The organism is Cronobacter universalis NCTC 9529, from assembly GCF_001277175.1.
Lineage (GTDB): Bacteria > Pseudomonadota > Gammaproteobacteria > Enterobacterales > Enterobacteriaceae > Cronobacter > Cronobacter universalis.
Genome location: NZ_CP012257.1, coordinates 1,109,744 through 1,131,437, shown reverse-complemented (window position 1 = coordinate 1,131,437; position 21,694 = coordinate 1,109,744). Strand labels below are relative to the sequence as shown.

17 protein-coding genes and 1 CRISPR repeat array are annotated in these 21,694 nt (G+C 57.6%); of the genes, 5 read left to right on the top strand and 12 right to left on the bottom strand.

The annotated features are described in order from the left end of the window. Position 1: 1 nt before the first annotated feature. From glnK to AFK65_RS05105, 4 genes are all read right to left on the bottom strand, one after another. Positions 2-340, bottom strand: a complete 339-nt coding sequence (glnK, locus tag AFK65_RS05120) for a P-II family nitrogen regulator (protein ID WP_007706068.1) — start codon at positions 338-340, stop codon at positions 2-4. Positions 341-571: 231 nt separating this feature from the next. After that, positions 572-2,350 (bottom strand): SmdB family multidrug efflux ABC transporter permease/ATP-binding protein, encoded by a 1,779-nt coding sequence (locus AFK65_RS05115; RefSeq protein WP_038857813.1) that lies wholly within the window; start codon positions 2,348-2,350, stop codon positions 572-574. Continuing rightward, on the bottom strand, positions 2,343-4,118 hold the full coding sequence (locus AFK65_RS05110; RefSeq protein ID WP_038857815.1) for a SmdA family multidrug ABC transporter permease/ATP-binding protein: 1,776 nt from the start codon (positions 4,116-4,118) through the stop codon (positions 2,343-2,345). Before AFK65_RS05110 ends, AFK65_RS05115 begins: the two co-directional genes overlap by 8 nt. A gap of 57 nt (positions 4,119-4,175) precedes the next feature. Beyond that, on the bottom strand, positions 4,176-4,637 hold the full coding sequence (locus AFK65_RS05105) for an Lrp/AsnC family transcriptional regulator (RefSeq protein ID WP_007706002.1): 462 nt from the start codon (positions 4,635-4,637) through the stop codon (positions 4,176-4,178). Positions 4,638-4,752: 115 nt separating this feature from the next. Between AFK65_RS05105 and AFK65_RS05100 the strand changes: the two genes are divergently transcribed. From AFK65_RS05100 to AFK65_RS22145, 3 genes are all read left to right on the top strand, one after another. Next, the gene (locus AFK65_RS05100) at positions 4,753-5,799 is read left to right on the top strand and encodes a PLP-dependent cysteine synthase family protein (protein WP_007706000.1); all 1,047 of its coding nucleotides are present in this window, start codon (positions 4,753-4,755) and stop codon (positions 5,797-5,799) included. A 399-nt stretch (positions 5,800-6,198) separates the two neighbouring features. Then, positions 6,199-6,636, top strand: a complete 438-nt coding sequence (locus AFK65_RS05095; protein WP_007705997.1) for a hypothetical protein — start codon at positions 6,199-6,201, stop codon at positions 6,634-6,636. A gap of 11 nt (positions 6,637-6,647) precedes the next feature. Then, a complete protein-coding gene (locus AFK65_RS22145; RefSeq protein WP_172461543.1) occupies positions 6,648-9,137 on the top strand; it encodes a coiled-coil domain-containing protein in 2,490 nt (829 codons plus the stop codon). A gap of 39 nt (positions 9,138-9,176) precedes the next feature. Here AFK65_RS22145 and cof read toward each other — a convergent pair whose 3' ends face one another. Further along, complete coding sequence (cof, locus tag AFK65_RS05085) at positions 9,177-9,995, bottom strand: HMP-PP phosphatase (RefSeq protein ID WP_007705886.1); 819 nt, start codon at positions 9,993-9,995, stop codon at positions 9,177-9,179. Positions 9,996-10,090: 95 nt separating this feature from the next. Here cof and AFK65_RS05080 point away from each other — a divergent pair, with 95 nt between their 5' ends. Together AFK65_RS05080 and queC are read left to right on the top strand one after the other, a co-directional pair. Then, the gene (locus AFK65_RS05080) at positions 10,091-11,821 is read left to right on the top strand and encodes an SgrR family transcriptional regulator (protein ID WP_038857817.1); all 1,731 of its coding nucleotides are present in this window, start codon (positions 10,091-10,093) and stop codon (positions 11,819-11,821) included. 29 nt (positions 11,822-11,850) lie between these two features. Continuing rightward, positions 11,851-12,546, top strand: coding sequence for a 7-cyano-7-deazaguanine synthase QueC (gene queC, locus AFK65_RS05075; protein ID WP_038857818.1), 696 nt, complete (start codon positions 11,851-11,853; stop codon positions 12,544-12,546). Here queC and AFK65_RS05070 read toward each other — a convergent pair. The 7 genes from AFK65_RS05070 to clpX form a co-directional block, all read right to left on the bottom strand. Continuing rightward, entirely contained in the window at positions 12,539-13,375 is an 837-nt protein-coding gene (locus AFK65_RS05070; RefSeq protein ID WP_071602551.1) for an MBL fold metallo-hydrolase, read from the bottom strand. The two genes, queC and AFK65_RS05070, sit on opposite strands and share 8 nt — an antisense overlap. A gap of 178 nt (positions 13,376-13,553) precedes the next feature. Then, positions 13,554-13,948: direct repeats of the CRISPR family, unit length 29 nt; unit sequence CGGTTTATCCCCGCTCGCGCGGGGAACAG. Positions 13,949-14,161: 213 nt separating this feature from the next. After that, positions 14,162-14,560: a YbgC/FadM family acyl-CoA thioesterase gene (locus AFK65_RS05065; protein WP_038857819.1), complete on the bottom strand. Its 399-nt coding sequence runs from the start codon at positions 14,558-14,560 to the stop codon at positions 14,162-14,164. 125 nt (positions 14,561-14,685) lie between these two features. After that, the gene (locus AFK65_RS05060) at positions 14,686-15,054 is read right to left on the bottom strand and encodes a helix-hairpin-helix domain-containing protein (protein ID WP_007705739.1); all 369 of its coding nucleotides are present in this window, start codon (positions 15,052-15,054) and stop codon (positions 14,686-14,688) included. Between the two features lie 146 nt (positions 15,055-15,200). Continuing rightward, entirely contained in the window at positions 15,201-17,078 is a 1,878-nt protein-coding gene (gene ppiD / locus AFK65_RS05055; protein WP_038857820.1) for a peptidylprolyl isomerase, read from the bottom strand. 215 nt (positions 17,079-17,293) lie between these two features. Continuing rightward, the gene (gene hupB, locus AFK65_RS05050) at positions 17,294-17,566 is read right to left on the bottom strand and encodes a nucleoid-associated protein HU-beta (RefSeq protein ID WP_004387727.1); all 273 of its coding nucleotides are present in this window, start codon (positions 17,564-17,566) and stop codon (positions 17,294-17,296) included. Positions 17,567-17,775: 209 nt separating this feature from the next. Next, positions 17,776-20,130, bottom strand: a complete 2,355-nt coding sequence (lon, locus tag AFK65_RS05045; RefSeq protein WP_007705655.1) for an endopeptidase La — start codon at positions 20,128-20,130, stop codon at positions 17,776-17,778. Between the two features lie 186 nt (positions 20,131-20,316). After that, positions 20,317-21,591, bottom strand: coding sequence for an ATP-dependent protease ATP-binding subunit ClpX (gene clpX, locus AFK65_RS05040; protein WP_004387729.1), 1,275 nt, complete (start codon positions 21,589-21,591; stop codon positions 20,317-20,319). Between the last annotated feature and the right edge of the window lie 103 nt (positions 21,592-21,694).

Here is a 21,694-nt window from a genome sequence, read left to right as displayed (position 1 = left end):
ATCAGAGAGCCGCTTCGTCGGCTTCGCCGGTACGAATACGAACCACGCGTTGCAGTTCGGCGACAAAAATTTTGCCGTCGCCAATTTTACCGGTCCACGCGGCCTTGCTGACCACCTCGATCACTTCATCCAGCTGATCGTCTGCGATAGCCACGTCGATTTTTACTTTCGGCAGGAAATTCACGCTGTATTCGGCGCCGCGGTAAAGCTCGGCATGGCCTTTCTGACGCCCGAACCCTTTCACCTCGGTGACGGTAAGCCCCTGAATGCCAATGGTGGAGAGTGCTTCACGCACGTCTTCCAGTTTGAACGGTTTGATTACCACGGTAACCAGCTTCATAGATCCCCTCCAGTCAGAAATGGGTAATTCGGCAGCGACGATAATCTGGTAAAGCAAGCGGCGTGCCAGGAATAGAAAAGCGGGCGGCGGCGGCCTAAACCGCAGGAGGAAAGCGTCGTTAAACGGCGTACAGAGGGAGATAAAAGCAAAAACGCACCATGCCGGTGCACGGTGCGTTACATTTTTGCACCACTAATGATGCGTGTTAGCAGAACGCCTGATTTTGGTGCATCAGGCGCTGAGCGGCTCCTCTTTCGCGGCGGCCTGTAGCTCTTCGCCCGCGAGCTGGAGCTGATACATCTGCCAGTAGCGTCCGCGCGCTTCAAGCAGCGCCTGATGGCTGCCCCGCTCCACCGCCTGCCCGCGATGCAGCACCAAAATGGTGTCCGCCTCTACAATAGTTGAGAGGCGATGCGCGATAACCACCAGCGTCGTATGCGGCCGGATAGCGGCCAGCGCGTGCTGAATCGCCTGTTCCGTACCGGAATCGATGTTCGCCGTCGCTTCGTCAAGGATCAGGATCTGCGGCGCGTCCACCAGCACGCGCGCCAGCGCCAGCAACTGCTTCTGCCCGACGGAGAGATTATTGCCCTGCTCGCCAAGTCGGGTATGGATGCCGTCGCTCATCCCGCGCGCCAGTTCGGCCAGTTGTACCGTTTCCAGCACCGCCCAGACCCGCGCTTCATCGATATCACGCCCGAGCGTGACGTTCGCGAAGAACGAATCGGCCAGCACGACAGGATCCTGCTGCACCATCGCCACGCCTTTACGCAGCACGCCGTGGCTGAGCGAGGCGAGCGGTCGGCCATCGAGGCGGATCTCGCCGGAGGTGAGCGGGTAATATCCCATCAGCAGGCTTGCCAGCGTGCTTTTGCCGCTGCCGGTATGCCCGACCAGCGCCACGAAGTGACGGGACGGCACCGAGAGCGAAATATCCTTCAGCACCAGCTGATCGTCGCGATAGGCGAAAGAGACGTTATCCACCTCAATCGTCCCGCTCGTGAGCGGGCGCTCGTCATGGCCGTAGTCCTGGCGCGGGCGGTCCATCAGCTCGAAAACACGTTCGCCCGCCACCAGCGCCTGCTGCAAAATCGACTGCTGGGTGGTGAGTTCAATCAACGGCTCGTTAAGACGGCCCAGATAGCTGATAAAGGCGTACAGCACGCCCACCTGAATCGTCCCGACGGCGGTGAAGCCGAACAGCATTAGCAGGCCGCACAGCACCAGCGCGGAAAAGAGGCTCAGCAACGGACGCAGCAGAAAGCCGTCCAGGCGCAGCGTCTGCATACGCGCCAGATAGTGCGAATGGCTGGCGGCGTTCATACGCTCGCCAAAACGCGACTGCTGGCGGAACTGCTGGATGACATTCATCCCGCTGATGACTTCATTAAAGCCGTCGTTAATGTCCGCCAGATAGGTCCGCACCCGGCGCACAATCGGCGTGCTGTAGCGCTGATAAATCGTCATCACGATAAGCACCGCCGGGAAGATGGTAATGGCCACCAGCGCCATGCGCCAGTCAAGGCTGAACATCGCCACCAGCATCGCGCCGATAAGCGCGGCGCTGCGCAGCACCGTCGCCACGACCGTGACGTAGAGATCGCGGATCACCTCGGTATCGTTAGTGACGCGCGAAATCAGCTGCCCCACCGGCTGGGTGTCGAACGCGCTGAGCGGCTGGCGCAGCGCGGCATCCATCACATCGGTGCGCAGCTGCTGCACCACGCCCACCGCCGCCTGGTTAAACAGCAGCGCCTGCCAGTAGTGCAGCCCGGCGGCGAGAATTTGCAGCAGCACATAGGCGAACGCCAGCCCGGCCACCAGCCCCAGCGGCAGTTGGTTTTTCGCGACCAGGTTGTCGATGAAATAGCTGATGAGCGCAGGCCCGGTCACTTCCGCCGCGGCGGCCACCCACAGCATCAGCACCGCGCCGCCGAGCGGTTTACGCCACGGCGAGCCATACGCCAGCAGCCGTTTCAGCGTCGGCCAGCTCTTTACGGTATTACGCATTCAGCGCCTCCTCGTCGTTCTCTTCCGGCGCGTCGTCCAGCGCCGCTTCGAGCTGCTGATAGCGATACATATCCCGGTACCAGCCGGGCTGCGCCGCGAGCGCCTCATGACGCCCGCGCTGCGCCACCTGGCCGTGTTGCAGCACCAGAATTTCACTCGCTTCGGTCAGCGCCGAGAGCCGGTGCGCGCTGATGATCACCGTGCGGTTTTCGCCCCACTGGCGCAGGTTATGCAGAATCTGATGTTCAGTACGCCCGTCAACGGCGGAGAGCGCGTCATCCAGCACCAGGATTTCAGCTTCCAGCAGCAGCGCGCGGGCAATAGAGATACGCTGCTTCTGTCCGCCGGAGAGCATCACGCCGCGCTCGCCGACCTGGGTGTCATACCCCTGCGGCAGACGCAGAATATCGTCATGCACGCAGGCGAGTTTCGCCGCCTGTTCGATCTCTTCCTGCGTCGCGTCCGGCTTGCCGAGCGCGATATTACTGGCGACCGTGTCGGAGAATAAGAACGGCGTCTGGTTGACGACGGCAAGCCGCCCTCGCCAGTCATCCAGATGCACGCGCGCGAGCGAGACGTCATGGAACGTTATCTCCCCGGCATCAAGATCGAAATGGCGCTGAATAAGCGACAGCACGCTGGTTTTCCCGGCGCCGGTCGGGCCGCACAGCCCCAGCATCTGGCCGGGTTTCAGCGTGAACTGCACATTATGCAGCGTATCGCGGGCGGCGTGGGGATAGCGAAATTCGCGGATCGACACATTCAGCACGCCGCGCCCGGCGGGCAGCGACGCCTGGCCATCTTTCACCACCGGCGCCTCCGCCAGCAGCGCGCGAATGCGGCTGTACGCCGCGCTGCCGCGCTCAACGATGTTAAACATCCACGCCAGCGCCAGCATCGGCCAGATCATCAGGCCCAGATACATCGTAAAGCTGGTGAGCTGGCCGAGCGTCAGCGTGCCATTCATTACCATCCAGCTGCCGCCGCCGATGGCCAGCAGGTTCGCCATGCCAATCGCGATATAAATCGTCGGGTCGAAACGGGCGTCCACGCGCGCCACGCGCAGGTTTTTCACGCCGGTATCGCGCGCGTCTTCGGAAAACAGCGCCGACTGTCTGTCTTCCAGGCCGAACGCCTTAATCATGCGGATGCTGGTCAGGCTCTCCTGCGTTCTGTCATTCAGCGACGAGAACGCCGCCTGCGCGGCTTTAAATCGGTGGTGCAACTGATCGCCGTAACGCTTGATGACAATCGCCATCACCGGCATCGGCAACAGCGCCAGCAGCGTGAGCTGCCAGCTAATCTGGGTACACATAATGACCAGCACCGCGCAGCCCATAACCAGCGAATCGACCAGCGTCAGTACGCCCTCGCCTGCGGCAAAGACCACGCGGTCGACGTCGTTGGTGGCGCGCGCCATCAAATCGCCGGTGCGGTGACGCAGATAAAACTCCGGATGCTGGCGGCTGAGCTGGCGGTAAAAATCGCGCCGCAGTTCGACGGCCAGCTGATAGGACGCGCCAAAGAGCAGCACGCGCCAGACGTAGCGCAGCAGATAAACAACGACAGCAATCACCACCAGCAGGCCCACCCACAGCAGCACCTGGCGCGTGGTGTAGTGGTGTTGAGTGACGCCATCGACAACGTAGCCCACCACTTTTGGCGGCACCAGTTGCAGAATGGCGATAACAATAAGCAGGGCAACCGCGCCGAGGTAGCGACGCCACTCCCGGCTAAAATACCAGCTTAACTGAGCAAATAATCGCACGCGAAATTCCTGATTGGTCTGATGATAAAGCGCGGGCGTCGTGGCGAGCCAGACGGTTCAGCGCTTAAGCGGCAGGGCCGTGGTGTATTTTATCTGCTCCATGGCGAAGCTCGACGTGACATCTGACAGCCCCGGCACCCGGTTAACCAGACGTTTATAAAAGTCATCATAGCTTTTCATATCGGCCACCTGTACCCGCATAAGGTAGTCGTATTCGCCCGCCATGCGCCAGAAACCGAGCACTTCCGGCATCTCTTCCACCACCGCGACAAACTGACTGTACCAGTCGCTGCTGTGATGCTGCGTTTTAATCAGCATAAAAGCGGTGAGGCCGAGGCCGAGTTTTTCCGGGTCGAGCAGCGCGACGCGCTTAAGTATATAGCCGTCATCTTCCAGCCGCCGGAGCCGCTTCCAGCAGGGCGTCGTCGTCAGATTAACGGCATCGGCGAGCGCCTGCAAAGAGAGCGTCGCGTCCTCCTGAAGCAGCGCCAGCAGTCTGCAATCAATTTTATCTAACATTGCCGATTCCTGTAGAAAATTTTTCTCTCATATCAGCAACAGGCAGGCTAAATGGCAACTTATTTTCCTGAAAGATGCTTTACGCTGGGCACAAATTGATAAACCGGAACGTATCATGTCCAGCACCTGGGTTCACCACGCCATTAATGAGATCCACGCCGACGCCCGGCGATCCGCGGATACCCATTTGATCCGCTTTACCCTGCCCGCCTTTCCGGGTATCTGGTTCTATCTGAAAGATGAAAGCACGCACCCCACCGGCAGCCTGAAGCACCGCCTGGCGCGCTCGCTGTTTTTGTATGGCCTGAGCAACGGCTGGATCCGCGAAGGCACGCCGGTTATCGAGGCGTCATCCGGCTCGACCGCCGTTTCCGAAGCATGGTTCGCCCGCATGCTGGGCCTGCCGTTTATCGCTGTAATGCCCGCCTGCACCGCGCGGCGCAAAGTGGAACAGATTGAGTTTTACGGCGGCCGCTGCCATTTCGTGCAGAGCGCCTGTGAAATTTACGAGGCCTCCGAAGTGCTCGCCCGCGAGCTGCGCGGCCGCTATATGGATCAGTTTACCTTCGCCGAGCGCGCGACCGACTGGCGCGGCAACAACAATATCGCCGACAGCATCTTCCGGCAGATGGCTGGCGAGCCGCACCCGGTTCCTGATTACATCGTGATGAGCGCCGGCACCGGCGGCACGTCCGCCACCATCGGCCGCTACCTGCGCTATCAGGGCCACGAGACGCGCCTGATGGTGGTCGATCCTGAGAACTCGGTCTTTTACGATTACTGGCAGCAGCGCGATAGCGGGCTGAAGAGCAGCGTCGGCAGCCGCATCGAGGGGATTGGCCGTCCTCGCGTCGAGCCCTCTTTTATTCCCGATGTGATTGACGAAATGTTACAGGTGCCGGACGCGGCGAGCGTGGCGGCGATGCAGTGGCTTGGCGAACTGCTGGGCCGCAAAGTGGGCGCCTCCACCGGCACCAATATGTGGGGCGCGCTGCAACTGGCCGCGCGAATGCGTGAAGAAGGCCGCAGCGGCGCTATCGTCACGCTGCTGTGCGACAGCGGCGAGCGGTATCTGGAAACCTATCATAACCCGGAATGGGTGGCGGCCTCGATTGGCGATATCTTGCCCTGGCGCGCGGCGATCCGGGAAATGTTGCGTTAAGCAAACCACTGTTGGGATAAAAGCGGCGCGGATACGCCGCTTTTTTTATAAATAATCTCTTTCTGGATAATTGGTTTTTTTATATTGCTTTCGCAAATATAAAAAAGACCATTATAAAAATTAACCGTTAAGCCTCTACTGCGCCTTTTCAACTATAAACCAGCCGAATGAATCATCACTAATTATTTTCTTAAGAAATAGACGAATCATTTTTAAGAATTTATTAAAATCTATCTTCATCAAGTCTGTATAAAATCAGCATTCTTTCTCCCGGTATGCTGGCATAACGCCGCGCGCTGCTCGCGGGTAGTCAGTCTATTACTGGACATATTTCGGGTCATCCCGGCCAGATTGCGCAGGGATTGCTGGCATCCTGTAATCAGACACATAAGAGATAATATGTTGGATAAAAAGATTATTTATATTGCTGCGATGATGATGTCTTTAAGCGCCTGTACCAGCGCCCCCAAAAGCGCACCGGTGAAAAGCAATGTCTCGCAGACGGCAATCGTCCCCGCGCAGCCTGCGCCTACGCCAGCTGAATCCATGAATCAACTGGCGCCGGTGAGCAACGATACCAAATTGCGTCTTGAGCGCTGCCTCGCTGAAACGAAACACCTCGCGGATATTAATCGTGAAAAATACCGTGAGCAGATAGACACGCTGTATCGCAGCATTAAAGCGACGCAATATTACGCCTCCATCAGTAACGATCTCTCCAATATTATGGTTGAGACTATCACGCCGCTGTATCAATTCCGCGTTAATGACGCCTGCAATACGATTTCGCAATCCCTGCTGGCTGAGCTGAAAAAAGGCGCAGGGCTGGCTAAATGAGAGGTGACGGGATGAAGGGAAGCTTAAAAAGCCGCAAAAGCGCGATCGCTGTTTTACTGGCGTTAGCGCTAAGCGGGCAGTCGTCCTGGGCGGCGCAAAATAATACTGCCGCTCAGGGTAATGATTTTCTGTCGTCAATTCAGCAGATCGAAGTGAAGCAGATGGACTTCCCGGAACCCACCCGGCGGGCGCAAACGCCGTCGGCTTCACGCGCGCAAATTAACGATCTTCAGCAGGAGGTCGCCCGCCTGAAAAAACAGCTGAAAGCGGCAGAGCAGGAGAAGAAAAGTCTCAGCGCGCCCGGCGATCTCCAGGCGCAAAACGCGCAGTTGCTGAAAGACAACAGCGCACTGGCAAAAGAGAACGACCGCCTCTCCCGCAGCCTGCAAAACGCGCAGCGCGAGCAAAGCGCGACCAGCACGCAACAGGCTGCGCGCATCGAAGCGCTGGAACAAAAAACCGCTGCGCTGCAGACAGCGCTTGCCAGCAAAACCGCCGAACTCGCGCTGCTGAAAAAAGCCAGTGATAGCCATTCGACAAGCGAAAGTACGCTGCAAAAGCAGATCGCGCGTCTTGAAACGGAAAAGGCTGCGATTGCAGAACGCAACGCCCAGGACACCGCGCGTTTTAATCGCGATATGCAGGCGCTGCGCAATGAGCTGAATAAGCGTGCCGATGAGCTAATGGCGCTTAAAACCGCGGGCGACAAACGCGCGCAGAGCGAAAGCGCGCTGCAAAAACAGCTCGCGCAACTGGAACGCGAAAAAGCGGCGCTTTCGGCGCAAAACGCACATGACGTCGATGCGCTGAATAACAAAACGCAGGCGCTGCAGGCGGAACTCGATAAACGCGCCGCCGAACTCGCTGCGCTCAAACAGGCTGGCGCAGAGCACACGCGGAGCCAGAGCGCGCTGCAAAAACAGCTCACGCAACTGGAGCGCGAAAAAGCGGCGCTTTCGGCGCAAAACGCACATGACGCCGATGCGCTGAATAACAAAACGCAGGCGCTGCAGGCGGAACTCGATAAACGCGCCGCCGAACTCGCTGCGCTCAAACAGGCTGGCGCAGAGCACACGCAGAGCCAGAGCGCGCTGCAAAAACAGCTCGCGCAGTTGCAACAAGAGAAAGCGGCGCTTTCGGCGCAAAACGAGAAGAGCGTCGGTGCGCTGAATAAACAGCTCGCGCAACTGGAGAAAGAGAAAACAGCGTTGGCAGCGCAGAATACCATGCTGCTTAAAACCAGCACGCTCAGTAAAGAAGAGAAAGAGAAACTGCAAAAAGCGCAGGCGGAGCAGACCGCGCTGCTGCAAAAAAACCAGGCGGCGGAAGCGGCGCTTAAGGCGCAGATCGCGGCGCTAACGGAAAAACTCAACGCCTCGACCACGCTTGCCGCCAGCACGCAGGAAAAAGCCACTGCTCTTGCGGAGGAACTTGCCAGCATGAAAGACAGCCAGAGCGAAAAAACGCACGCGCTGCAAAGCCAGCAGCAACAGGCCGCGCAGATAGCCGCCGCCAAAGAAACGCTCAATAAACAGCTTGCTGCCGCGCAGACAGATATCGCCACGCTGAAACAGGCGCTGGCGGACAAAGAGAGCCGCTTGCAGCAGTCGGATAAAGCGTTGCTCGCGCTGAAAGAAGAGGCGCAGTCAGCCAAAGCGCTCACGACCGCCTCCGCCGCCAGCCAGCAAAAAACGCAGGCTGAGCTGGATACGCTTAAACATGCCAATGCAGAACTCAACGGCAAACTGGCCAGCCTGAGCGCCGAAAACGCGGCGCAAAAAGCGCAGGCCGAAAAAGAGAAAGCGGAATTACTGGCGCAGACAGAAAAACTGAAAACCGACGCGGCAACGCAGGCGCAGGCGGTGACGGCGGCCAAAGCTGAACCGGAGGTCAGCGCCGCGGCGCTGAAAGATAAAGCGAATAAGCAGTCCTATGCGAACGGCGTGATGTTCTCAAGGCTGGTGCAAAAGAGCATGGATCAGATGGCGGATCTGGGCATTAAAACCAATCTTCCCATCCTGCTGGCAGGCATTAAAGATGGCCTGGCGCAAAAGGTGGCTGTCGAGCCGAAAACGCTGCTGTCGCTGCATGAATCGATGCTGAAAGAGCTTTCCAGCCGCGAAGAGAAAAAGTATCAGGCAGGCATCGAGCAGCTTGAGAAAGCCACCGCGAAGAAAAAACTGCTTAAGCGTAATAAATCGCTGTTTTTTGTGCAGACGAAGGCCGGTAATAAAGTCATTAAACCCGGCGAGACAGTCAGCGTCACCTTTAAGGAAGCCACTTTTGAAGGCCGCGTCCTGAACAATAACGCCAATGTGCCGGTGACCTATGACGAAAACCTGCCTTACATCTTCCAGCAGGCGCTGGAGCTGGGTAAACGGGGCGGCGTGATGGAGGTTTACTGCTTCGCAGGCGATCTCTACAACCCGGACACCATGCCGCCGGATCTCTTCAACTATTCGCTGATGAAGCTGACGGTCACGATAAGCGCCGGGAAATAAAAAAAGCCGGGGATTACCCCGGCTTGCTGGAATGCCTCATCATTCGGGGGAATAATCAAGGTGTGGAGAGTCCAGCCAATGCGTCAAATAGTGGGCGACCGCCTGTTTACTGCAGTGCCCGATAACCGGCAGGTGGGGAAGCTCCGCCATAAGCTGCGGCATCGCGTTGCCCATAATCAGCCCCTTCCCTGCCAGCGATAACATTTCGCGATCGTTCATCGCATCGCCAAACGCCATACAATCCGCCATTGAGATGCCAAGATGCAGGCTCAGCGCCTGCAACGCCGCGCCTTTGTTGCACCCGGGCGGCAGCACTTCCAGACAGTCGAGCGCTGAAAAGCAGATATGCGCCTGCGAACCGAGCGCCTCTAAAAGCTGAACGCGCAGATCACACAGCGTGTCGTGGTCGGCGACAAAGCAGATTTTTGTCACCTGGTGCGCGGGAAGCCGCTTCAGATCGGTGAGTTGATAGCGAAACCCGCTCCAGGCGTGCGCGTCGAGCAGCGCCGGGTCGTCGCTATCCGTCAGCCAGCCGCTGTCGTTAAACACATGCAGACTGGCTGGCGTATTCCAGTGACCGTGCAATACGGCTTCCGCCACCTGCGGCGATAAATCTTCGGCGAACAGCAGTTCGCCCGACGGCGCATGAATACGCGTGCCGTTGCCCGTAATAAGGAACGCCTCCAGCGCGATTTTTTGCAGCATCTGGCGCATTTCCAGCAGGTGACGACCGGTCGCGAACGCCAGCGTCACGCCGCGCTGATGCAGACGGTGCAGCGTCGCCTGTGTCGTTTCACCCAGCTGATGATCGGGCATCAGCAGCGTGCCATCCATATCAAAAGCGGCCAGTCGCGCCATGGTTCGTTCCCCCTCTTTCGGTTGATTTGCAGTATTGCCTGGCATATACGGAACTAATAGTGAATAGTTGAGGAAAAGTGTTCCGGATTTTTGGTATGCGCCTTCTGAACCGACTTAATCAGTTTCAGCGGCTGTGGCAGCCCTCGGAGGGTGCCCCGCAGTCTGTGACCATCGCCGAGCTCGCCGCCCGCTGCTTTTGCAGCGAGCGTCATGTCCGCACGCTGCTGGGTCAGCTCCAGCAGCAGGGCTGGCTGCGCTGGCACGCGCGGTCGGGCCGCGGCAGGCGGGGCGAGTTGACCTTTCTGGTGTCGCCGCATACCGTGCGCGCCAGCATGATGGAAACCGTGTTACGCCAGGGGCAGCCTCATAATGCGCTGGCGCTTGCGCAGCTGGCGTCCGGGCAACTGCGCCAGCTGCTGCATCCGTTTCTGGGCGGCCAGTGGCATAACGACACGCCGACGCTGCGCATTCCCTACTATCGCCCGCTGGAGCCGCTAAGGCCCGGCTTTTTGCCCGGCCGCGCCGAACAACATCTGGCCCGGCAAATCTTCAGCGGGCTGACGCGCTTTAACCCCCACACCGCACGCCCGGAAGGCGACCTGGCGCATCACTGGAGCGTCTCGCCGGACGGACTCAGCTGGCGGTTTTATCTGCGCCCTACCCTGCACTGGCATAATCATGAGCCCGTTGACGCCTCGCAACTTCAGCGGCGGCTGAAACAGTTGTTGTCGCTTGAGACGCTGCGCCAGCTGTTCGCGAGCGTCAAAGAGATCGCAGTGGAGCACAAACACTGCCTGCGTTTTGAACTCACGCGCCCGGACCACTGGCTCGCGTGGCGTCTCGCCAGCCACGGCTGTTATCTGGCGCACCCGGAGGACACCGCCATCGGCAGCGGGCCGTTCCGGCTCGTTACGTTTACCCCTGAGCTGGTGCGCATTGAAAGCCATGACCGCTGTCATCTCGGGCACCCGTTGCTGAACGCGGTTGAGTACTGGATAACGCCGGATCTCTTCGACAGCGCGCTGGGCACCAGTTGTCGCCACCCGGTGCAGATAGCCATCGGACAGCAGGAAGAACTGGTGCATCTGCGCCCCGTCAGCAACAGCGTCAGCCTCGGGTTCTGCTATCTCGGCATCCGGCAAAACGGGCAGCTCTCACACGCGCAGGCGCGCTGGCTGATGCAGCTGATTCATCGCAGCGGCATGATAGATACCCTGCCGCTCGACGAGCACCTGATTACGCCAAGTAATGAACTGTTGCCCGGCTGGCATCTTCCACAATGGCCTGACGAGCCACCTCCGCCTTTGCCGTCATCGCTGACGCTGGTTTACCACCTGCCGGTCGAATTGCCGGTGATGGCGCGCCAGCTTCAGCAGTACCTGGCGGCGCACGGATGTGCGCTGACGCTGCATTTTCATCACGCGAAAAACTGGGACGGCTGCACAGAACTGGCGCAGGCGGATATCGTGATGGGCGACAGACTGATTGGCGAAGCGCCGGAATATACGCTGGAGCAGTGGCTGCGCTGCGATCCGCTCTGGCGGCATTTGTTGACAGGGCCGCAGCGGGCGCATCTGGACGCCACGCTTGACGCAGTGCAAAGCCACCCGGACGAAGAGAGTCGCCATGCGGCGCTGCGTGAAGTGTGGCAGACGCTGATGCACGATGCGGTGATCACCCCGCTCTTTAATTATCGCTACCAGATAAGCGCGCCGCCGGGCGTGAATGGCATTGAACTGAACGCGCTCGGCTGGTTTGATTTCAGCCGCGCATGGCTGCCGCCGCCGCAAGAAGCTGGTGGACACGCCAGCGCGGCGCTACCATAACGGTTTTGCTATTCAATGACAGGGGCTTTATGAAACGTGCCGTTGTGGTCTTCAGCGGAGGCCAGGACTCCACCACCTGCCTGATTCAGGCGTTACATCAGTATGATGAAGTGCATTGCGTAACGTTTGACTATGGCCAGCGCCATCGGGCGGAGATTGATGTCGCCAGCGCCCTTGCCGCATCGCTGGGCGCGCGGGCGCATAAAGTGCTGGATGTGACGCTGCTTAATGAACTCGCGGTCAGCAGCCTGACGCGCGACAGCATTCCGGTGCCGGATTACGATCCCGACGCCGAAGGGTTGCCAAGCACCTTCGTGCCTGGCCGCAATATTCTCTTCCTGACGCTGGCCTCGATTTACGCGTATCAGGTGCAGGCGGAAGCGGTGATAACCGGCGTGTGCGAGACCGATTTTTCCGGCTACCCGGATTGCCGCGACGAATTTGTTAAAGCGCTGAATCACGCCGTCGCGCTCGGCATGGCGCGCGACGTGCGTTTTGAAACGCCGCTGATGTGGCTGAATAAAGCCGAAACCTGGGCGCTCGCGGATTACTGGGGCAAGCTCGATGTTATTCGCCAGCAGACCCTGACTTGCTATAACGGCATCCAGGGCGATGGCTGCGGCGAATGCGCGGCCTGCCACCTGCGCGCCAATGGGCTCAGCCAGTATCAGGCCGATAAGCCTGCCATCATGGCCGCGATGAAGCAGAAAACCGGGCTTAAATAGCCAGGTTTTTCCCGCTAATTCGCTCAAATTCGCGGGCGTCGTGGCTGCAAAACAGCCTCACGCCCGCGCTGGCGTCAGCCGCCAGAAGCCGCAGTCGCTTCTGATTCGCAAGCCTCGCGGCTTTGTCTTTTTGCATCATCCACTGATAGAAGCGCAGACCTGGCGTACAGTGCGGGTTTTCCGCCATCTCATCGCGATAAAACCAGGCGTCGCCGCCGTGCAGCAACCAGCCCTGCGGCGTATCAATCGCCACGCCTGCGTGCCCTTCCGTATGTCCCGGCAGCGGGATCAACAGAATTTCCGGCGGCAGACCATCAAGCGAGCGCACGGCGCTAAAACCAAACCACGGTTCGCCATGCGCCTGGTACCCATGCCAGCCGGAACGATTGCCCCACTGCCCCGGACGATAGCGCGCGCTGTCAAGCCATGTGCCGCGCCCGTCTGCGGCGGTCATTTCCCGCTGCATCAGATGCACCTGCGCGTGCGGGAAATCGCTCAGCCCGCCCGCGTGATCGAAATCCAGATGCGTCAACACAATGTGCCGGACATCCTCCGGCTTAAAGCCGAGCGCCTGAAGATGATGCAGCGCCGTTAATGATTCCCGGTACTGGATATTGTTCAGCGCCCGGAAAAAGAGCGGTAAACGGCGGTCAGGCTGGCGCATATCGTCACTACCGAAACCGGTATCCACCAGCACCAGTCCGTGATGGTCGGTTTCAATCAGCAGGCAGTGACAGATGAGATGCGCATGCAGCCCTTTGCTGAAGCCATCGTACAGCGCGCCGCCCAAAGGACACATACAACCGCAGTTGAGATGGTGTACTCGCATAACCTCTCCTTTGTTGCGCAAAGTTGCAAAATTTAACAATGGCTTTGAAGTATAAACGTTGCTGAAGAATGTGAGGGGAAATGGGGCGGCGAGTGCCAGGCGCGTAGAGCCTGGGGGGTTTATCATCTACTCGCGCGGGGAACAGGTGAGGTGGCCACGGATAAACGGATACAGACGACGGTTTATCCCCGCTCACGCGGGGAACAGCAAGCCAAACCCGCCGTCGTCATTGGTCAGGTCGGTTTATCCCCGCTCGCGCGGGGAACAGCGCACTCGGTTAGCGTTATCCAGTGCGCCGCGCGGTTTATCCCCGCTCGCGCGGGGAACAGCCGCTGATTGGTTCGTTCCCTGGCTGTCCGTCCGGTTTATCCCCGCTCGCGCGGGGAACAGGATATCGAAAAAACAAAATCCCCGAGCCCCAGCGGTTTATCCCCGCTCGCGCGGGGAACAGACATGGACACCTCTCGCCGGGATTTTTGTCGGCGGTTTATCCCCGCTCGCGCGGGGAACAGAAAACTAATCACCGTAACCGCGCGCCCGCGCGCGGTTTATCCCCGCTCGCGCGGGGAACAGACTAACATTAATTACTTGTATTCACAGTGATTTTATCGCCACCCACATCCTACCAACATTTTTTCAACAACCCATGTTGTTAAAGAACGGCTGCCGTGTTGATTTAGAAGGCGTTTTTTTGCAACGCTGCTGAGCCGTTAACATCTACCGGATTGTTTACCCTCAACGGCGATAAATCCATGACGGCGGGCACAGCCGCCGTCATTGCAGAATTTACCCTGTGATTTTTTCCAGTTTTTCACGCAGCTCGCCCTCAATCGGCAACGCTTTTTGTGTTTTCAAATCGATACACACAAAGGTGATGAGCGCATCGGCAACCACCTCGCCTTCCGGCTCCAGCGTAATGACCTGGCTTAACACCCCGCTTTTACCGTTAAGCTGCTTTATCTGGCTGGTGACCGTCAGCAGATCGCCAAGCACGGCGGGCCGCCGGTAGTTGATATTAATGTTGGCGACGATAAACGCGATATTGTTCGCCATCATCCATTTGAAGCTTTCGTCGTTTTCCAGCCCGTCCCAGCGGGCTTCTTCCAGAAACTCCAGATAACGCGCGTTATTCACATGTTGATAAACATCCATGTGATACCCACGCACTTTGATTTGAGTCTGCATAGCGCTTGAACCTTTTCTTTTTTGTAGTGGATACAGGGTGATATAAAAAACAGAGGCCACACCACTGGTATGACCTCTTTAGTCTGGCAAAGTTTTTCAACTCTGCAAGCGCGGATGATTAACGGTTAGAGGCGGATCCTGGAAAGATTGCGTTCAACAAGCGAATTGCCCATCCCCGGCACCTGTTTTAGATCCTCGATGGACTTAAACGGGCCATACTCTTCGCGATAGCTGACGATAGACTGCGCTTTCTTTTTACCGACGCCGTTCATCGCCTGCGCCAGCTCATCCGCCGTGGCGGTATTAATGCTCACGGTTTCTTCAAGGGTTTCAGGCGCGGTTTCCGGCTTCGCCTGCGGCGCGGCGGCGGCCGGTTTTTCTTTTACCGGCTCCGCCTGAGCTTTTCCGGCTGATGGTGTCGCGGTTGCTGCGGTGCAAAAGGCGCCGCCAGCCAGCGCGACGGCGAGACAAAAGGCTTTGATTCCACGTTTCATGCTGTGATCTCCTTGTTTGTTAACAGCACCGCCACCTTAAGCGGAGAGAGAAACGGGCTCAAACGCCAGATTTCAGAAATGGAAAAGGCCGCGAAAGCGGCCTTTGGGGTTTGCAATGAATTGCAAAAAAGGTGCGAGACGTCTCGTTATTGCTGCGGAGCGGTGCTCGCGTCGCCGAGTTTGATTTTGGCCTCTTTGCGCAGGCCCTTCAGCAGCGCGTCAAAAGCGATCTCCGCATTGTTCTGCGTCAGACGCTGCGCCATCGCTTTCTTCTGATCTTCCGGCATGGTGCCGCTGCGTACCTCATCCAGCGCCAGCAGAACCACGTTGCCCTGCATGTCGTTGCCGATGCCGTAGCTCGGTTTGTCTTTGGCTGGCAGCGGCAGAGCGAACACTGGCTGCGTCAGCGTATCCTGCGTGGTGCGCTCAAAGGTTTTCACCGGACTGAAAGCAACCCCTGCCGCTTTCAGCGCCTCGTCGCCTTTGCCCGCTTTCAGCGCGCTCAGCAGATTTTGCGCTTCGTCATTTGCGGCCTTCAGCGCTTTCTGATGTTTCACCAGCGCGGTGACCTGATCTTTCACCTCCGCGAGCGGTTTTTCCGCCTGCGGTTTGTGATCGGTAATACGCAGCACAAACGCACGATCGCCATCGACGGTGATGATGTCGGAGTTGCTGCCCGGCGTGCCGTTCTCGCCCAGCAGGTTGCCGCCAAACACGGCGTCAGTCACTGGCTTGAAGTCAATCTCAGCCGGCACCGCGTCACGGCTGAACCAGCCGGTTTCCACCGCTTTCACGCCCGCGGCTTTTTCAGCGCTGGCCAGCGATTCGTTATCGTTGTTTGCCGCGTCGCTCACTTTACGCTGCAGTGCGAAGAAGGCGTCCAGCGCTTTCTCCTGCTTCACTTTGGCGCTGATGTCGTTATGCACTTCAGAAAGCGGCTTCACGGTAGCCGGCGTGATGTCGTCCAGACGCACAATGAGATAGCCGACGGAGGATTTGATGACGTCAGAAAGCTGGCCTTTCTCTTTCAGACCGGCGTTTTTGAACTCATCCGGCGTGGTGCCCGGCTCCAGCCAGCCCATGTCGCCGCCGTTGCGGGCGGTGATGACATCAACCGATTTCTCTTTGGCGAGCGTGGCGAAATCCGCGCCCTGTTTGAGCTGCGCGAGAATGGCTTTCGCTTCATCTTCGGTTTTGGTCTGGATCAGGCTGTAGCGGTTGCGCTGCGGCTGGCCGAATTCATCCTGATGTTTGTCGTAGTACGCCTGAATATCGTCTTCACTGGCGTTCTCAGCGAGCGCTGCGGCGTCAAGCTTGATGTAGCTTACGCGGAACTGCTCAGGCGACTGGAAGTTGTTAGTGTGCTGCTGGTAGTAGTCTTTGATTTCCTGTTCGGAAACCTGCTGCTTCTGGGCCAGCGCATCGACCGCGATGGTCGCGGTGCGTACCTGGCGCTGCTGGGCGAAGAGCGCGGCGAACTGATCGCTTTCACCCGGCAGGATGAAGTCGCTGCCCATCACGGCGCTAACCAGTTGATCGGTCGTGAGCTGATTACGCAGCGCCTGCGCATATTGATCGGCGCTCATGCCCATACTGGTGATAATGGCATTGTAGCGCGCGTTATCGAATTTGCCGTCGCTCTGGAACGCCGGGTTTTTGAAAATCGCCTGACGTACCTGCTCATCGCTGATCTCCAGATGCAGCGAGCGCGCATACTGGTCAATCAGGGCTTCGTCAATCAGGCCCTGCAGCGCGCGCTGGCGCAGCTCAGCCATATATTGTTCATTGGACGCGAGCTCAGAGAAACGGTCGCCCAGTCTTCTCTCAAGGTTGTTGCGCTCGATGTTGACCGCGTTTTCAAGCTGGGCCCGGCTGATCTCCTGATCGTTAACTTTTGCGGCATAGTTGCTGTTACCGCCAATCAGGTAGTTACTCACGCCAGTCAGTACGAATGACAGGATAATCAAACCCAGAATGATCTTGAGCACGACGTGATTCGCCGCCGCGCGTAAATTGTCCATCATGGTGTAACAACACTCCGCTGTAGAATGACAGGTATAACTCGCACAGAAACGTGGCGACATCCGCTGAGCCGCTGCGCGCAAAGGCGTATTGTGACAAGAAACCGGGGCGGTTGTCAGCCCATATCCGCAGATTACTCATCCAGAAAGAAAAAAGGCACATCTGACGATGCGCCTTGTTTTTTTATCCCCTGGCTGTGCTGATGCCAGCCACAGGATCAGTTAACCGCGTCTTTCAGCGCTTTACCGGCACGGAAACCCGGAACTTTCGCAGCCGCGATGGTGATTTCCTTGCCCGTCTGTGGGTTGCGGCCAGTGCGGGCTGCACGTTCACGAACGGAAAAAGTACCAAAGCCAACCAGAGCCACTTCATCCCCGGACTGCAGAGATTCAGTAACGGAATCAATCAAAGCATCTAACGCACGTCCAGCCGCTGCTTTAGAAATATCGGCACCTGCGGCAATTTTGTCTATCAGTTGAGATTTATTCACTCTTCTCTTCCTCTCTTTATATTTTATATCGCACCGCTATCCTTCACGACGCGACCGCGCAGCAGTTATAGCAGTCCTCACATGCCCTTACAACAGGAGTTGTTGATGGCACCCCGGACCGGCAATCTAAATTAGCTATACAAAAAAAGGCTGGCAAGTGCGAAAGCACCTGCCAGCCCTGTTTTTCTCAGCGCGCTTGCGTCAGGTCACTATTTTGCGGTGGCGACCTGCATGCCATACGGCGCGTTTTGCAGCGCCAGCGTCAGCACTTCTTCGATGCGCTTGACCGGGTGGATATCCAGATCGGCAATCACGTTCTCCGGAATATCTTCCAGATCGCGCTTGTTTTCATCCGGGATCAGCACGGTTTTGATGCCGCCACGGTGGGCCGCCAGCAGTTTCTCTTTCAGACCGCCAATCGGCAGCACCTGACCACGCAGCGTGATTTCACCGGTCATCGCCACATCGGCGCGAACCGGATTGCCGGTCAGGCAGGAGACCAGCGCGGTGCACATCGCGATACCGGCGCTCGGGCCATCTTTCGGCGTGGCGCCTTCCGGTACGTGAACGTGAATATCACGTTTTTCGTAGAAGTCGCTGTTGATGCCAAGTTTCTCAGCACGGGCGCGCACCACGGTTAACGCCGCCTGGATCGACTCCTGCATCACTTCGCCGAGAGAGCCGGTGTAGGTCAGTTTGCCTTTGCCAGGCACGCACGCGGTTTCAATGGTCAGCAGATCGCCGCCCACTTCCGTCCACGCCAGCCCCGTCACCTGCCCTACGCGGTTTTCGCTGTCGGCGCGGCCATAGTCGAAGCGCTGCACGCCCAGGAAATCTTTCAGGTTTTCACCCGTGATTTCGATGCGTTTGAGCGATTTATCCAGCAGCAGCTGTTTTACCGCTTTACGGCAAAGTTTAGAGATTTCACGCTCAAGGCTACGCACGCCCGCTTCGCGAGTGTAGTAACGGATGATGCCGATAATGGCGCTGTCATCGACGTTAATCTCATTCTCTTTCAGCGCGTTACGCTCGATCTGCTTCGGCAGCAGGTGGCGCTTCGCGATGTTGAGTTTTTCATCTTCGGTGTAACCGGACAGACGGATCACTTCCATACGATCCAGCAGCGGCGCCGGAATGTTCATGGAGTTGGACGTCGCGACAAACATGACGTCGCTTAAGTCGTAATCCACTTCCAGGTAGTGATCGTTAAAGGCCACGTTCTGTTCCGGATCGAGCACTTCCAGCAGTGCGGAAGCCGGATCGCCACGCATGTCAGACGACATTTTGTCGATCTCGTCGAGCAGGAACAGCGGGTTTTTCACACCCACTTTAGCCATTTTCTGAATCAGTTTACCCGGCATGGAGCCGATGTAAGTGCGGCGGTGACCGCGGATTTCCGCTTCGTCACGCACGCCGCCCAGCGCCATACGGACATATTTACGACCGGTCGCTTTAGCGATGGACTGACCGAGCGAGGTTTTACCTACCCCCGGCGGCCCCACCAGGCAGAGGATCGGCCCTTTGATTTTGTTAACACGGCTCTGGACCGCGAGGTATTCCAGAATGCGGTCTTTGACGCGCTCAAGGCCGTAGTGGTCGGTATCCAGGATCTCTTGGGCCTGACGCAGGTCTTTTTTGACTTTGCTGCGCGCGTTCCACGGCACCTGCACCATCCAGTCGATATAACCGCGCACCACGGTCGCTTCGGCGGACATCGGGGACATCATTTTCAGTTTCTGAAGCTCGGCTTCGGCTTTCTCTTTCGCCTCTTTCGGCATTTTGGCCGCGTCGATTTTACGCTTCAGCGCTTCGTTTTCGTCCGGCGCGTCGTCCATTTCGCCGAGCTCTTTCTGAATGGCTTTCATTTGCTCGTTCAGATAGTACTCGCGCTGGCTTTTTTCCATCTGTTTTTTGACGCGATTACGAATGCGTTTTTCAACCTGCAGCAGGTCGATTTCCGATTCCATCATCGCCATCAGGTATTCCAGACGTTCGTTGATGTCGGACATCTCCAGCACCGACTGCTTGTCGCTGAGCTTCAGCGGCATGTGCGCGGCGATGGTATCCGCAAGACGCGCCGGATCGTCGATGCTGTTAAGCGACGTCAGCACTTCTGGCGGGATTTTTTTGTTCAGCTTGATGTAGCCTTCGAACTGGCTGATCGCGGTGCGCACCAGCACTTCCTGCTCGCGCTCGTCGATAGCTGGCGATTCAAGGTATTCCGCTTTCGCCGCGAAATGGTCGCCGTTGTCGGAAAGCGTAGTGATACGCGCGCGCTGCAAACCCTCGACCAGCACTTTGACGGTGCCGTCCGGCAGTTTCAGCATCTGCAAAATAGACGCCACGGTACCGACGGTAAACAGATCGTTCACGCCCGGCTCATCCGTTGAGGCTTCTTTCTGCGCCACCAGCATGACTTTTTTGTCATTATCCATGGCGGCTTCAAGACAACGAATAGACTTTTCCCGTCCCACAAACAAAGGGATAACCATGTGCGGATAAACCACCACATCGCGCAACGGCAATACGGGGATTTCAATGCGTTCAGAACGCTCAGGATTCATAGAGCTCTCTCTTAGTTTAGTTTCCGCCTGGTGATGGGGCGCATGTGAACGCACTTCACGGCATCACCAATTAAGTAATTCAGTATATGGGGATGTTTCCCGGACATTCAACGGCACGGAAGCAGGAAAAATAAATGGGGGAATATTTCCCCCATTGAATGTTAACTGATTGTCGGAACTGGCGAATTATTCGCCGGATGCCTGCTGGGCTTCCGGCTTGCCGTAAATCAGCAGCGGCTCGCTCTGGCCGGCAATCACCGACTCGTCGATGACCACTTTTTCCACTTCTTCCATGGACGGCAGATCGTACATGGTCTCCAGCAGCGCCGCTTCTACGATAGAGCGCAGGCCACGCGCGCCGGTTTTACGGGACATCGCTTTCTTCGCGATGGCTTCCAGCGCTTCGTCGCGGAACTCAAGCTCCACGCCTTCCAGATTAAACAGCGCCTGATACTGTTTGGTCAGGGCGTTTTTCGGCTCTTTCAGGATCTGGATCAGCGCGTCTTCGCTCAGCTCGTTCAGCGTAGCCACCACCGGCAGACGACCGATGAATTCCGGGATCAGACCGAATTTGATCAGATCTTCCGGCTCCACCTGAGAGAGCAGCTCGCCTTCGGTCGCTTTCTGCGATTTACCTTTCACCGTCGCGCCAAAACCAATGCCGGAGCCGGTTTCAACGCGGTTGGCGATAACTTTATCGAGGCCCGCGAACGCGCCGCCGCAGATAAAGAGGATCTTTGAAGTATCAACCTGCAAGAATTCCTGCTGCGGATGCTTGCGACCGCCCTGCGGCGGTACGGCAGCCACGGTACCTTCGATAAGCTTCAGCAGCGCCTGCTGAACGCCTTCGCCGGACACGTCGCGCGTGATGGACGGGTTATCGGATTTACGGGAGATTTTATCGATCTCATCGATATACACGATGCCGCGCTGCGCTTTCTGTACGTCGTAGTCGCACTTCTGGAGCAGTTTCTGGATGATGTTTTCCACATCCTCGCCCACGTAACCGGCTTCGGTCAGCGTCGTGGCGTCGGCCATGGTAAACGGCACATCCAGCAGGCGCGCCAGCGTTTCGGCGAGCAGCGTTTTACCGCTACCGGTCGGCCCGATCAGCAGAATGTTACTTTTGCCAAGCTCAACGCCGTTGGAAGTGTCGCCGTTACGCAAACGCTTATAGTGGTTGTAGACCGCTACCGCCAGCACCTTTTTCGCCTTTTCCTGACCAATAACGTAATCGTCAAGATGGCTACGAATCTCATGTGGCGTCGGCAGAGCGCTGCGTTCACGGTGCGGAGCCACTTCTTTAATCTCTTCGCGAATAATGTCGTTACACAGATCGACACACTCGTCGCAGATATACACGGACGGCCCGGCAATCAGCTTGCGCACTTCATGCTGGCTTTTGCCGCAAAAAGAGCAGTACAACAGTTTGCCTGAGCTGTCTTTGCGCTTATCTGTCATGAGTCAAAACCTCTTTTCTGTTCTTAGTGCCGCACGCGACAACGCCATGCCAATACCAGCGCCTGCCGCCAGGATACCGAGGGCCACCTCTTAATGAGTATAG

Coding starts and splice junctions, on each gene's coding strand:
- glnK (WP_007706068.1), bottom strand. CDS start 340: ATGAAGCTGGTTACCGTGGTAATCAAACCGTTCAAACTGGAAGACGTG.
- AFK65_RS05115 (WP_038857813.1), bottom strand. CDS start 2,350: ATGCGTAATACCGTAAAGAGCTGGCCGACGCTGAAACGGCTGCTGGCG.
- AFK65_RS05105 (WP_007706002.1), bottom strand. CDS start 4,637: ATGTTAGATAAAATTGATTGCAGACTGCTGGCGCTGCTTCAGGAGGAC.
- AFK65_RS05100 (WP_007706000.1), top strand. CDS start 4,753: ATGTCCAGCACCTGGGTTCACCACGCCATTAATGAGATCCACGCCGAC.
- AFK65_RS05095 (WP_007705997.1), top strand. CDS start 6,199: ATGTTGGATAAAAAGATTATTTATATTGCTGCGATGATGATGTCTTTA.
- AFK65_RS22145 (WP_172461543.1), top strand. CDS start 6,648: ATGAAGGGAAGCTTAAAAAGCCGCAAAAGCGCGATCGCTGTTTTACTG.
- cof (WP_007705886.1), bottom strand. CDS start 9,995: ATGGCGCGACTGGCCGCTTTTGATATGGATGGCACGCTGCTGATGCCC.
- AFK65_RS05080 (WP_038857817.1), top strand. CDS start 10,091: ATGCGCCTTCTGAACCGACTTAATCAGTTTCAGCGGCTGTGGCAGCCC.
- queC (WP_038857818.1), top strand. CDS start 11,851: ATGAAACGTGCCGTTGTGGTCTTCAGCGGAGGCCAGGACTCCACCACC.
- AFK65_RS05070 (WP_071602551.1), bottom strand. CDS start 13,375: ATGCGAGTACACCATCTCAACTGCGGTTGTATGTGTCCTTTGGGCGGC.
- AFK65_RS05065 (WP_038857819.1), bottom strand. CDS start 14,560: ATGCAGACTCAAATCAAAGTGCGTGGGTATCACATGGATGTTTATCAA.
- AFK65_RS05060 (WP_007705739.1), bottom strand. CDS start 15,054: ATGAAACGTGGAATCAAAGCCTTTTGTCTCGCCGTCGCGCTGGCTGGC.
- ppiD (WP_038857820.1), bottom strand. CDS start 17,078: ATGATGGACAATTTACGCGCGGCGGCGAATCACGTCGTGCTCAAGATC.
- lon (WP_007705655.1), bottom strand. CDS start 20,130: ATGAATCCTGAGCGTTCTGAACGCATTGAAATCCCCGTATTGCCGTTG.
- clpX (WP_004387729.1), bottom strand. CDS start 21,591: ATGACAGATAAGCGCAAAGACAGCTCAGGCAAACTGTTGTACTGCTCT.